The 11850-nt window shown below is 53.0% G+C and carries 11 protein-coding genes; 6 read left to right on the forward strand and 5 right to left on the reverse strand.

The features are described from left to right. Positions 1 to 110: 110 nt before the first annotated feature. Positions 111 to 533, reverse strand: a complete 423-nt coding sequence (locus tag H8B13_RS10980; RefSeq protein ID WP_187310828.1) for a hypothetical protein — start codon at positions 531 to 533, stop codon at positions 111 to 113. Positions 534 to 743: 210 nt separating this feature from the next. On the opposite strand from H8B13_RS10980, the gene H8B13_RS10985 reads away from it, so the two are divergent. Then, positions 744 to 2327 carry an amino acid permease gene (locus H8B13_RS10985; protein WP_187310829.1) on the forward strand — a complete coding sequence of 528 codons (1584 nt, stop codon included), beginning with the start codon at positions 744 to 746 and terminating at the stop codon, positions 2325 to 2327. Positions 2328 to 2406: 79 nt separating this feature from the next. Here the strand turns inward: H8B13_RS10985 and H8B13_RS10990 are convergent, their stop codons facing one another. After that, a complete protein-coding gene (locus tag H8B13_RS10990; protein ID WP_187310830.1) occupies positions 2407 to 2631 on the reverse strand; it encodes a DUF2945 domain-containing protein in 225 nt (74 codons plus the stop codon). A 176-nt stretch (positions 2632 to 2807) separates the two neighbouring features. On the opposite strand from H8B13_RS10990, the gene H8B13_RS10995 reads away from it, so the two are divergent. From H8B13_RS10995 to H8B13_RS11005, 3 genes are all read left to right on the forward strand, one after another. Then, complete coding sequence (locus H8B13_RS10995; protein WP_187310831.1) at positions 2808 to 4076, forward strand: dipeptidase; 1269 nt, start codon at positions 2808 to 2810, stop codon at positions 4074 to 4076. A 109-nt stretch (positions 4077 to 4185) separates the two neighbouring features. Then, positions 4186 to 7239, forward strand: a complete 3054-nt coding sequence (locus H8B13_RS11000) for an amidohydrolase family protein (protein WP_187310832.1) — start codon at positions 4186 to 4188, stop codon at positions 7237 to 7239. A 67-nt stretch (positions 7240 to 7306) separates the two neighbouring features. Next, positions 7307 to 8620, forward strand: coding sequence for an amidohydrolase family protein (locus tag H8B13_RS11005; protein ID WP_187310833.1), 1314 nt, complete (start codon positions 7307 to 7309; stop codon positions 8618 to 8620). A gap of 245 nt (positions 8621 to 8865) precedes the next feature. On the opposite strand, the gene H8B13_RS11010 is transcribed toward H8B13_RS11005, so the two are convergent. From H8B13_RS11010 to H8B13_RS11020, 3 genes are read right to left on the reverse strand one after another with little or no spacing between them, the layout of a single operon-like run. After that, entirely contained in the window at positions 8866 to 9456 is a 591-nt protein-coding gene (locus tag H8B13_RS11010; RefSeq protein ID WP_187310834.1) for a DUF1989 domain-containing protein, read from the reverse strand. Next, on the reverse strand, positions 9425 to 10117 hold the full coding sequence (gene gntA / locus H8B13_RS11015) for a guanitoxin biosynthesis heme-dependent pre-guanitoxin N-hydroxylase GntA (RefSeq protein WP_187310835.1): 693 nt from the start codon (positions 10115 to 10117) through the stop codon (positions 9425 to 9427). Before gntA ends, H8B13_RS11010 begins: the two co-directional genes overlap by 32 nt. A gap of 14 nt (positions 10118 to 10131) precedes the next feature. Further along, a complete protein-coding gene (locus tag H8B13_RS11020; RefSeq protein ID WP_187310836.1) occupies positions 10132 to 10380 on the reverse strand; it encodes a hypothetical protein in 249 nt (82 codons plus the stop codon). A gap of 141 nt (positions 10381 to 10521) precedes the next feature. Between H8B13_RS11020 and H8B13_RS11025 the strand changes: the two genes are divergently transcribed. Together H8B13_RS11025 and H8B13_RS11030 are read left to right on the forward strand one after the other, a co-directional pair. Continuing rightward, entirely contained in the window at positions 10522 to 11196 is a 675-nt protein-coding gene (locus H8B13_RS11025) for a response regulator (protein ID WP_187310837.1), read from the forward strand. Positions 11197 to 11600: 404 nt separating this feature from the next. Beyond that, positions 11601 to 11804, forward strand: coding sequence for a hypothetical protein (locus H8B13_RS11030; protein WP_187310838.1), 204 nt, complete (start codon positions 11601 to 11603; stop codon positions 11802 to 11804). The last annotated feature ends 46 nt before the right edge of the window (positions 11805 to 11850 follow it).

Genomic DNA, 11850 nt, shown 5'->3' on the forward strand with positions numbered 1-11850 from the left:
TGCCACACATCAAATGTTCTGCTTGTATTACCTTGGTACTGTTCTGGCCCGACACAAAAAAGCCCCCCAGCCAACTGACTGGGGGGCTTTTTTACTGCTATGATGCGGGCCTAGCCGCGAGCCTTCATTCTGGCTCCTCTGCGATTGGCCATGCGCTCAGTTCGCTGCTGCTCGTACTTGGCGTATTGGTCAGCCGTCAGAATAGCTTTGAGCTGGGTATCATGACGGTCGCGGGTGGCTTTGGCTTTCTGACGGTTTTCGGCATTCTTGGCTCGAATAGCATCCATTTCCTTGGCCTGGGCTAGGTTCAGCTGCCGTACTTTTTCCGTTTGCTCAGCACTCAGGCCCAACGATTTGGATAAGTTGGCGGCCCGTGCTTCGGCGCGCTGCTCGGGCGTTTTTTTAGTGCGCTGCTCCCCCAACTTTTTAGCGCGTTGGATTTGGGCTTGGTCAGGCTTGGCAGGTTGAGTTTGAGCAGAAACTACGCCGGCAGTTAAAGTGAAAGCGGCGAGCAGGATGAGCATCTTTTTCATTAGAAGAGAGTCTGTGGGTGAAATTCTGCTGCTTGGATACATGTGCCGCACTAGGGTTTAATTGGGGATAAGCGAGGAGGTATTATGCCTTCTTGCGCTACCTGAACCGGAATATCGCCTATATTCGGGCCACGCAGCCGCTATTTAAGTGCTGCTATTGCCTCTTTTCACTCCAATTCTCACCTTCTACCTCCCCTCTTTTCTTTTTCTATGGCAAACATTTTCGCCAAAAAACCCCTGGCTCAGTTGCTGGGAGAAGCCAATACTTCCGGCGAAGGCACGCTGAAGCGTACGCTGGGCGCCCTGAACCTGATGGCGCTGGGCATCGGAGCTATCATCGGAGCCGGATTATTTGTGCGCACGGCAGCAGCAGCAGCCCAGACTTCGGGTCCGGGGGTTACGCTGGCCTTCATTGTGGCCGCTATTGGCTGCGCCTTTGCGGGCCTGTGCTACGCCGAATTTGCGGCGATGATTCCGATTGCTGGCTCGGCCTACACCTACGCTTACACCACCATGGGCGAGTTTGTGGCTTGGGTTATCGGTTGGGCTCTGATTATGGAATACGCGCTGGGAGCGGCCACCGTGGCCATTGCCTGGAGCGAATACCTGAATAAGCTCTTAGAAGTCTTTGGCACCAGTATACCTTACAGCCTAAGTCACTCGCCATTAGAGAGTTCTGTGGTAAACGGTGTAACCGAGCACGGCATTATCAATCTGCCTGCTTTGCTGGTGATTGTAGCCTTGTCGCTGCTACTCATTAAAGGCACCCAGGAGTCGGCGGTGTTCAACGCCGTTATTGTAGTAGTGAAAGTAGCTATCGTTCTGATTTTTATTGCCGTAGGCTGGCAGTTTATTGACCCAGCTAACCACACTCCTTACCTGATTCCTGACAACGCTGAGCCAGTGAAAAACGCTGCTGGTACAATTGTACGGAGCTACGAAGGCTGGAATAAGCACGGTTGGGGCGGTATTTTGGGTGGTGCAGGCATTGTGTTCTTTGCCTTCATCGGTTTTGATGCGGTGAGCACGGCCGCACAAGAGGCTAAGAACCCTAAGCGGGACATGCCCATCGGTATCCTCGGCTCGTTGGCTATCTGTACTGTTCTTTATATTCTCTTCGGTCACGTGCTGACGGGTGTGGCCAACTGGCGCGAGTTTGCCGATCCAGCTTTGGGCGGCGAAGCTTCTGTAACCTATGCTATTTCGGCCCACATGCCTGGCTTCGAATGGTTGGCTACGGCTGTAACCATTGCTATTCTGGCTGGTTTCTCTTCGGTTATTCTGGTAATGCTTATGGGCCAAAGCCGCGTGTTCTTCTCGATGGCGAACGACGGTTTGATGCCGAAAGCCTTCTCCGAACTGCACCCGAAGTTCCGTACACCTTATAAGTCTAACCTAGCGCTGCTGGTGTTTGTAGGCGCTTTTGCAGCTTTCGTACCCGGCTCTTTGGCCGGCGACTTGACCTCATTTGGTACGCTGCTGGCTTTCGTGCTGGTGTCGGCTGGTGTTTGGATTATGCGCAAGTCTGATCCCGAGCAGCCTCGTCCGTTCCGTGCGCCGCTGTCGTCGCCTTCGTTCCCTTTCGTGCCATTGATGGGTATCTTGGTTTGCCTAGCCATGATTGTGGGCCTCGACGCCGATACTCTGAAGCTGGCTGTTGGATGGATGTTGATCGGGTTTATTGTGTACTTCATCTATGGCAAGCGCAACAGCAAGCTGCAGCAAGGCATTGTAGTGGTGCCCGTTGAGATGGAAGAGCAAGCGTTTATCGAGCCTGATAAGGACAACTTGTAGAAGTAGTTTTCCTGGCATAAAAAAGCCCCCCAGACCAAGTCTGGGGGGCTTTTTTTGTAGATAGGCTACGTGGGCAAACTTACTTCTTTTTTGTAGCCGTGGCGGCCGTCACCTCGCTTTGCAGCTTCACGACTTTGTCGCCGTTCTCCTGCACAATCACGAAAGCCGGGTTGTCGGCGGTGCCGTTGCGGGTAATATCGCTGCCTTTGATCTTCTTGGTGATGGATTCTTTATGAACTTCCTCGATTTTGCCGCTGGCCGTGCCAGTGCCGTATTTCCAGGTAACGGTGGTGCCTTTGCGCATGGGAATTTAGGGCTTAGTGCTTGATATATAGTGCTGAGTTTGCTATAAACTATGTACTCAGGTAGTCAGCACATTGTTGCGAAGTAAGTCAGGATAAATCTGGGGTATACATGCCATCGTTGCTGCCTTCTATTGAGTACTTTAGGCCATCAGTCCTTTCTCACTAGCTCTACTCTATGCCCAATCGCTACGTTGCCACGCTGATCTTCTTAGTTACAATCGTTGCCGTTCCGGCATCCGCCCAAACCGATGCCAAGTGGCAAGCTAAGGCCCGCAAGCTGCACGAGCGGCTTTACACAGTAGATAGCCATGAGGACACTCCCAATGAAAACCTGCTGAACCCTCGCTTCGACTTAACCAAAGACAACAACCCCGATTCCGCTCAGGTCGATTTGCCCAAAATGCGCCGGGGTGGCCTCGATGCTGCTTTTTGGGTGGTGTATATGGGCCAAGGCCCGCGCACCCAAGAGGGTACGGAAGCAGCTCGGCAGCAGGCTCAGACTATGTTTTTGGGTATCGAAAAGGCCGTTAAAGCTCACCCAACCGAACTAGCTATGGCGACTACGCCGGCCGAGGCCCTATCCTTAGAAAGGGCTGGTAAGCGAGCCATCTTTATTGGAATGGAAAACGGCTTTCCCGTGGGTCGCGATCTAAGCCAAGTGCACGCTTACTACAACCAAGGCGTACGCTACCTCACGCTCTGTCACTCCTCTAACAACGAAATATGCGACTCCGCTACCGATCCCAAAGGCCCCGAATATCAGGGGCTCAGTCCGTTTGGTGAGCAGGTGGTAGCCGAGATGAACCACCTGGGGATGATGGTAGATGTGTCGCACACCTCTGACTCGACTTTCTATGATGTGCTGCGGCTGTCACGCGTGCCAGTCATTGCCTCTCACTCTAGCTGTCGGGCCCTGGCCGACATGCCTCGTAATCTTTCCGACGATATGCTCCGCGCATTGGCCCGGAATGGAGGGGTGATCCAGATTAACTTTTATAGTCCTTACGTAAAAACGGAGGCAAAATCGTCCGAGCGACTAGCGGCCGAGCAAGCTTTCTTCGCCAAATGGCAAATCAAAACGCCACTGAATGTATACGGCCTGCCAGCTGAATCGCAACAGGCGGCGCTGGCAGAGTGGGGCCAGTTGCAGAAGCAATTTCCGGTGCCGTTGGCTACGCTTCAGGACGCCGCTAACCAAATAGACTATGCAGTGAGAGTGGCCGGTATCAACCATGTAGGCATCGGCTCCGACTTTGACGGCGGCAGCGTACTCACCGGCCTGCGCAACGTGGGTGACTTGCCCGCCTTGACGGAGGAGCTAGTACGGCGAGGTTACTCGCGCCGTGACCTCGCCAAAATTTGGAGCGGCAACCTGTTTCGGGTGATGAAAGCAGTGGAAAAAGGCAAAAGCCGCTCGGCAGCGGGCTCAGCTTCCACTCTTTAGTGCCTGAAGTACAGTTCAGTAACGGGGCTTATTTTCTACATTTGACCTGATACCCTTTATAGGGATTGGCGCGTACTTTTTTTCGTTCTTTCATCAACCCAAAACCTTAATGCATACTTCTATTCCTCGATTGGGACTGGCAGGTGGGCTGCTGCTGAGTAGCCTCGGTGCCTACGCTCAAACCAGCACATTCCCGCGCAATGGCGTGTACGACCAGCGACCGGGCCTGTACGCCTTCACCCACGCCACCATTTTCACCGATTACAAAACCAAGCTCACCGACGCTACGCTCCTGATTCGGGATGGCAAGGTAGAAGCAGTGGGAAACAACGTGAAGATTCCGGCCGGCGCCGTGGTGCAGGATCTGAAAGGCAAGTACATCTATCCTGGCTTCGTGGATTTGGCTGCCAGCTATGGCCTGCCTGAAGTAAAGCCAGCGGAGCGCACTGCCCGCCGGCCCCCGCCGCAGTTTGATAGTAAAAAAGGCGGCGCCTACGACTGGAACCAAGCCGTTCACCCCGAAACCGATGCGGCTAGCGACTTCCGGCTAAATGAAGAGCAAGCCGATGCTTATCGGAAGATGGGCTTCGGGGCGGTGCTCACCCAGCAGCCCGACGGTATTGCCCGCGGCACCGCCGCCCTCGTGACGTTGGCCACCACCGGCCGGCGCGAAAACGAGGTTATTCTGACGGATCGGGCCGCTGCTGGCTTTTCCTTTAATAAAGGCACCAGCACCCAGAATTATCCTGGCTCATTGATGGGTAGCATCGCGCTGCTGCGCCAAACGTATCTGGACGCCGAATGGAACCAGCGCAACCCCACCAAAGAGCAAAACCTGTCGTTGCGCGCTTTCCAAGAGCAGCGCCGCTTGCCCCAGCTTTTTGAGGTGAGCGACAAGCTGAATGCCCTGCGGGCTGACAAACTGGGCGATGAGTTCAAAACGCAATTCATCATCAAAGGCCGCGGCGACGAGTACCAGCGTATCGCCGATATCAAGGCTACCGGCGCACCGTTTATCCTCAACCTTAACTTCCCGGATGCCTACAACGTGGACGACGTGTACGACGCCTCGCGCATTCCGCTGGAAGATCTGAAGCATTGGGAAATGGCCCCCGCCAACGCAGCCTTGCTTGCAAAAGCCGGCGTACCTATTGCGCTGTCAGCCACCGATCTAAAAGACAAAAAGAAATTTCTGCCCAACCTGCGCAAGGCCATTCAGTACGGTCTGAGCGAGGAGCAAGCCCTGCGTGCCCTCACTGCTACACCCGCTGAGTTAATCAAGGCCCAAGACAAAGTAGGCAGTCTGAAGCCTGGCCTGACCGCCAATTTTCTGGTTTGCTCGAATCGGTTGTTTGCCGAGGATAACGTGATGCTTGACAACTGGGTGCAGGGCGAGCGTTATCAGCTTAGCAACCTGCCCGCCGATTACCGCGGCGTGTATATGTTGCAGGTAGGCAACCGCCCCGCCGTGCAAATGCGGGTGGCGGGCAAGCCCGAAGCACCTGAGTTGAAAATAGCGCTGGCACCTAAAGACACGGTTCGTGGGTCCATTGCGGTGCAGGGAGAGTTGGCGACCATTGTCTACAACCCCACGCCCAAAGACAAAACCACTACGGTGCGCCTCAGTGGCTACTTCACCCCCGAAACTCGCCAGTTTCAAGGCGATGGTCAGCTGCCTGATGCTACACTCGTAAAGTGGTCAGCTAAGCGCCAGGAAGTAGCCAGCCAGGCTGCTAAGCGCGACTCGGCTAAAGCGCCTGAAGCCATTCAACTGGGCTCTATGCTGTATCCGTTTGTTGCCTATGGGCGCGCTGCCATGCCCCAGCAGGAGACAGTACTGATTAAAAACGCTACCGTGTGGACCAGCGAAGCCGCCGGCAAGCTAGAGGGCACCGACGTGTTGCTGGTGGGGGGCAAAATTTCGAAAGTAGGCAAGAACCTATCGGCTAAAGATGCCCGCGTAATTGATGGCACAGGTAAGCACCTCACGCCCGGCATTATCGATGAGCACTCGCACATTGCTGTTATCGGTGGTGTAAATGAGGGCACGCAGGCCGTTACCTCGGAAGTACGCATTGGCGATGTGCTTGACCCCGAAGATGTAGGTCTGTATCGTGACTTGGCGGGCGGCGTGACGGCGGCTCAATTGCTGCACGGCTCAGCCAACCCCATTGGGGGCCAGTCACAACTCATTAAGATGCGCTGGGGAGGTGCTCCCGAAGATTTGAAAGTGGCGGGCGCTGATGGGTTCATCAAGTTTGCTTTGGGCGAAAACGTGAAGCAGTCGAATGCGGGCGAGGCCAACGTGCTGCGCTTCCCGCAGTCGCGCATGGGCGTGGAGCAAGTGTTTGTAGACGCCTTTACGCGGGCCAGGGAATACGAAAAAGAGTGGTCAGCTTTCAATAAGCTCAGCAAAGGCAAGCAGAAAAAAGCCGAAGCCCCGCGCCGCGACCTGGAACTGGATGCGCTGGTCGAAATTCTGAATAACAAACGCTTCATCACCTGCCACAGCTACGTGCAGAGCGAAATTAACATGCTCATCAACGTGGCCGACCGCCTGGGTTTCAAAGTGAATACCTTCACCCACATTCTGGAAGGCTACAAAGTGGCCGACAAAATGAAGGCGCACGGTGCCGCTGCCAGCACCTTCGCCGACTGGTGGGGCTACAAAAACGAGGTGCGCGACGCCATTCCCTACAACGCCGCCATCATGCACGACGCCGGCCTGACGGTGGCTATCAACTCGGACGATGCTGAGATGAGCCGCCGCCTCAACCAAGAGGCTGCCAAAACGGTGAAATATGGTGGCTTGTCGGAAGAGGAAGCCATGAAGCTGGTCACGATTAACCCAGCCAAAATGCTGCATGTCGACAACAAAATGGGTAGCATTAAGGAAGGCAAAGACGCCGACGTAGTGCTATGGAGCGCGCATCCGCTCAGCATTTATGCCCACGCTGAGCGCACCTTCGTTGATGGTCGCCAGTTCTTCGACATCGAATCAGACAAAGTGATGCGCCAGGAAATGGAGAAAGAGCGCCTGCGCATCGTGCAGAAAATGATGGCCGCTAAAAAGGGCGGCGCCCCGACGCAAACGCCGGTGACTAAAGCAACCGGCCACTTTCACTGCGATACGGTAGGGGAGGAGAAGGAAATTGATAAGTAAAAAGTAAAGCTAATTCTGTCCTCGCAAGTGGAGGAGAACTGCATTACTAACTCATAGAAACTCAATCATGAAGCATATACTTCTTTCTTTAAGCCTGCTCACTGCCGTATCAGCGGCGGCGCAGGTTCCTATGCCCGCTCCGGCGCAGGGGCGTCCCATTTTGCTGGTGGGGGGCAATTTGCACGTAGGTAACGGCACAGTGGTGCCCAACGCAGCCGTGGCCTTCGATAAAGGCCGCATAACATATGCTGGTGCGCAAAATGGCTTCACCCAACGCGAAGGCTACGAAGTAGTTGACATCAAGGGTCAAGAAGTTTATCCGGGCTTGATTTTGCCTAATACTACTCTTGGCCTTACCGAAACCGAATCGATTCGGGCGACGGTAGATGAGCAGGAAGTGGGCACGATGAACCCCAACGTGCGCTCGATCATTGCCTACAACACAGACTCCGACATCATCCCGACGGTGCGCACGAATGGCGTGCTGCTGGCCCAGGTGACGCCCCGTGGCGGTATGCTTTCCGGGCAAAGCAGCATTGTGCAGTTGGATGCCTGGAACTGGCAGGATGCCGCCGTGCGCGCCGACGATGGCATGCATCTCAACTGGCCTCAGATGGTGCTGAAGCTGAGCCCCGCTGAAGACGAAAAAGCGGTGGAAAAGCGCATCAAAGACCGTCAGACGCAGTTGCGCGAGCTGGAAGTGATGTTCACGGAAGCAGCGGCTTATAAAAATTTGCCCCCCAGCCGCCGTGAAAACCTCCGTCTATCCGCTCTGGGGGGTATTTTCGATGGCTCCAAAACTTTGTTTATTCACGCCGACTATGGCAAGGAAATCATTGAAGCGGTAAGCTTTGCCAAACGCCTGGGTGTGCAGAAAGTTGCCGTTATCGGTGCCCGCGACGCCTGGATGATGCTAGACTTTCTGAAGCAGCACGATATTGCCGTAGTCCTGTCGCGCACGCACGCGCTGCCTCGCCGCCCCGGCGACGACTACGACCTGCCCTACAAGTTGCCGAATATGTTGCAGCAGGCCGGCATCCGCTTTTGCCTCGATTATGAAGGCAGCATGGAAACAGCCGGCTCCCGCAACCTGGCCTTTATTGCCGGTACTGCCGCTGGCCACGGGCTCACGCAAGAGCAGGCCATTACAGCGGTTACGCTGAGCCCCGCTCGCATCTTAGGCATCGACAAAGACTATGGCAGCCTGGAAAACGGTAAAAGCGCCACACTAGTCGTGAGTAGCGGCGACTTGCTGGACATGCGCACCAATAATATTACCCGCGCCTACATCGATGGCCGCGCGTTCAGCCCGGAGAACAAGCAAGTGTATCTGAACCGAAAGTTCCGGGGGAAGTACGGCATGCCAATAGGAGTGAAGTAGGAGTTAAGAAGCCGACGAAAAAGCCCCCCAGATTTGTCTGGGGGGCTTTTTCTATGCGCGTCATTTAGAGGCGCAAAGCATCTCGAGCGTGCTGAAGTTGCTTTAATAAAAGCGGTCATGCAGGGCGCAGCGAAGCATCTCGCGTGCTGACACAGGATTAGTAATCTCACTTCAGCGAGCGAGATGCTTCACTGCGTTCTGCATGACGTTCGTGAGATTATACTTACTAGCAGTAAGCAGCCGAGCTAACCCTCAATTTGATAGCCAATCGGCTTGAATGCGTAGTTATTAGACATTTCTGCCGAACAAGCCGTTAGCCCTACCAGCAAGTCCATTTTCGCTTCAAGCACTACATAATCCCCGGCTTTGCTTTTAGGCGGGAGCACATCCACCTTGCCAGTATTGCCATCCACGGTTACGTGCATGAAGATATTGAAGCAGATAGGAATGGCGTCGGGGCTGATGCCGTGCTCCGCGAGGGCAGCGCTAAGGTTGCCGAAGCAGCCCCAGTGCGGCTGTTGGTGCCCGTAGATAATACGAAATGTATCGGCGCTACAGGGCGTGAGCAGAAAGTCGTGGCGACCCACCGTGTCCTCCACCATGTCGAACATGATGTTGCTGCGGTTGGAGTAGAAAGGATGGCCTTTAGTCAGGAAGATGGTTTCGGCATAATCAATAGTGCGGCCCGATGATAGATATTCGGCCTTGTCCTCCAGATTATAGCACACGAAATCAGCCACTTGTTCGCCCTGAATGTCGACTACCCGTAGGCGCTGGCCCTTTTTTACTAGGAAGGAAGTGCCGCTACGCGGCGGAATGATGGTTAGCTGCTGCATGTTGACTTAAAAATGGGCATTTCCAGGCTTGGTCGTACACCTTGCCACTGTATTGGTACACTTCCGATGCCTGGCCATAATCCTCCAGCATCGGGTTGATAGAGCCGGAAAAAGCCACATCGCGGGTGCGGATAGTGTTGCGCAATCCATCATAGCGACTATTCGCCCGAATCTGCTCAAACTGAGCGTGAGCATTGAACACCAGCGTAGGATATTTAAACCGTCGTGCCAGCCGGCTACTGCCAGGGTGCAAACCGATGATGAAAAATGCTTCCTCCTTCAGGCTAAAGCTAAAATCGGGAGAGTTGGGGTCGGACACTACACGCTTGTCGTAGCCGTAGCGCTGCGCATCCAGGTTGGATAAGGCTTGCAAACGCTGCCACAGAAACTCTTCAAACTGGGCTTCATTAGGGTCTTCCGGACCTTTAAAGATTATGGCTACGCTGTGATAAAGCTTAGTCGATTGCCGGTATTCATCCACAAAATCGTAGATGAATTGCAGAATGGCCGCATCATCTTTAGGGCAGGCCATATGATCAACCACCAAGCATTTTACCTGATTCCAGGTAAGGGCTGTTTTGGCAGCAACACATGGGAATTCTTTGGTATTTATAAAATCAAAATATTCTGATGTTATAATATTGTGCTCAGCATCAGCCATATAAACTACTTAGGTCAAACAAGACAAGCGGAATAATTAAACTCCAGGGTTTGGTTAACGGGCAGCTTATTTGAAAGGTTGAGGTTTTTAACAGAAAAAGTTAAACAGAACAGTAGCGCTTGTTTTATAAAAAAAGCCATTTGGACGGTGAGAAAGGCTTTTTTTAAAGAAAGTTTAGGTAAGTTTAGGCTTCTTAGAAAACCAGGAACGTTGCCAGTCCCTATTCCAAGTGAGGTCAAATACATGCCATTGAGGCGAGGCATATGGGCTCGTGGAATAGTATCACACTAGAAGATTTATCGTATATTTCTATCTACTGTTGCAGGCAACTTATCCGGGCATGTTGCAATCTATTAGGTGTGGTAACTGCGTAGATTGTTTCTCTGCCCGACCATTTGCGCCATATGAACGAGCTAGTATCCGAAGATTTCATTGCTGTTTTGGTGCTTGATGATCACCAGATGGTGATAGAGGGTGTCAAGACCTTGCTGAAATCCAGACCCAATATCCGGGTAGTGGCCGAAGCAAATCGGGGCGCCGATGCGCTGCAGTTGCTGGTCAAGCATCCGGAAGTGCAGGTAGTACTCACTGACCTGAATATGCCTCAAATGTCGGGGCTGGAGTTCATTCGGGCGGCGCGCGAAGTCAATAGCAAGCTGCGTATTGTGGCGCTCAGCATGTTTTATGATCAAGCTTCCGTAACTGATGTGCTTAGTGCCGGTGGCTGTGGCTACATGCTAAAAAGTCTGGGCCCGGAAGAGTTGATACAAGCCATTGAGCAAGTGGCAGCGGGCCGCACATACTTCAGCTCAGAAGTAGGCTCGATGCTGCTGCAAAATCTGGAGCTCACTGCTCTAAGGCCAGCCCCCGCCGCCGATGCTCCCGTGCCGCTGACTGTGCGTGAGCGGGAAGTGCTGGAGCTAATCAGTAAAGAGTACTCCAACCATCACATTGCCGAAAAGCTGTTTATCAGCGAGCGAACAGTGGAGACGCACCGTAAGAATATCTTAACCAAGACTAACTCAAAGTCAATTATCGGCCTGATTCGCTACGCCTTGCGTCACAGACTTATTCAGTAAATGCAACCTCTTTTAACTGCGTAGCCTCTACAGATTGTAGGGGCTTTTTTTATGCTTTTTGGTGTAAGAATTGGCCGCTACGCCGAATCGTTATTTTAGGTTACACACTAACTACCTACTTAGTCGGCGACAATAAAGGCCTTAATTAAGCTTTAAATGCACTATTCGTAGGAGGCATCCGGGCTAGTACGTAGACAGGGTTACGTACTGCCCCAGACACAAAATTACGGGCTTATACGCATTTACATTTGCCTATTAAATGATCTACCTTAGCATCGTTCAAAAAGATGTATCAATCTTCATAGTTACTAAACACAAAAGGTTAACTCATCAGTCTTCACTCTGGTAGTACTTTCCCGACAATTTCTACACACAAAATTTTCACACTATAAAGCAAACTTACCATGCCGTCCAAGATCCTCTCCTTCATTTGCCACGCGCCGGGTATGATGCCTGGGTCGTATCCATCGGTTCCGACCATGCCTAGCTCTCGCTCGGTGGATCGTAAGCCAGAGGCCAAGAGCACTGCTCCAACTGGCCACTTCGCTGCTATTTATGAGAACGACCGGTTTGTTCGCTTCAAGTACATTAACAATGCTATTAGCTAACTACTGCTTTATGGTTATGCAAGCTTAACCTTATAGATATTCATTA

This window comes from Hymenobacter sp. BT188 (assembly GCF_014333585.1).
Taxonomy (GTDB): Bacteria; Bacteroidota; Bacteroidia; order Cytophagales; family Hymenobacteraceae; genus Hymenobacter.

Excerpts from the sequence above, each read along its gene's own strand:
- H8B13_RS10980 (WP_187310828.1), bottom strand. The coding sequence starts at position 533 with ATGAAAAAGATGCTCATCCTGCTCGCCGCTTTCACTTTAACTGCCGGC.
- H8B13_RS10985 (WP_187310829.1), top strand. The coding sequence starts at position 744 with ATGGCAAACATTTTCGCCAAAAAACCCCTGGCTCAGTTGCTGGGAGAA.
- H8B13_RS10990 (WP_187310830.1), bottom strand. The coding sequence starts at position 2,631 with ATGCGCAAAGGCACCACCGTTACCTGGAAATACGGCACTGGCACGGCC.
- H8B13_RS10995 (WP_187310831.1), top strand. The coding sequence starts at position 2,808 with ATGCCCAATCGCTACGTTGCCACGCTGATCTTCTTAGTTACAATCGTT.
- H8B13_RS11000 (WP_187310832.1), top strand. The coding sequence starts at position 4,186 with ATGCATACTTCTATTCCTCGATTGGGACTGGCAGGTGGGCTGCTGCTG.
- H8B13_RS11005 (WP_187310833.1), top strand. The coding sequence starts at position 7,307 with ATGAAGCATATACTTCTTTCTTTAAGCCTGCTCACTGCCGTATCAGCG.
- H8B13_RS11010 (WP_187310834.1), bottom strand. The coding sequence starts at position 9,456 with ATGCAGCAGCTAACCATCATTCCGCCGCGTAGCGGCACTTCCTTCCTA.
- gntA (WP_187310835.1), bottom strand. The coding sequence starts at position 10,117 with ATGGCTGATGCTGAGCACAATATTATAACATCAGAATATTTTGATTTT.
- H8B13_RS11020 (WP_187310836.1), bottom strand. The coding sequence starts at position 10,380 with ATGCCTCGCCTCAATGGCATGTATTTGACCTCACTTGGAATAGGGACT.
- H8B13_RS11025 (WP_187310837.1), top strand. The coding sequence starts at position 10,522 with ATGAACGAGCTAGTATCCGAAGATTTCATTGCTGTTTTGGTGCTTGAT.
- H8B13_RS11030 (WP_187310838.1), top strand. The coding sequence starts at position 11,601 with ATGCCGTCCAAGATCCTCTCCTTCATTTGCCACGCGCCGGGTATGATG.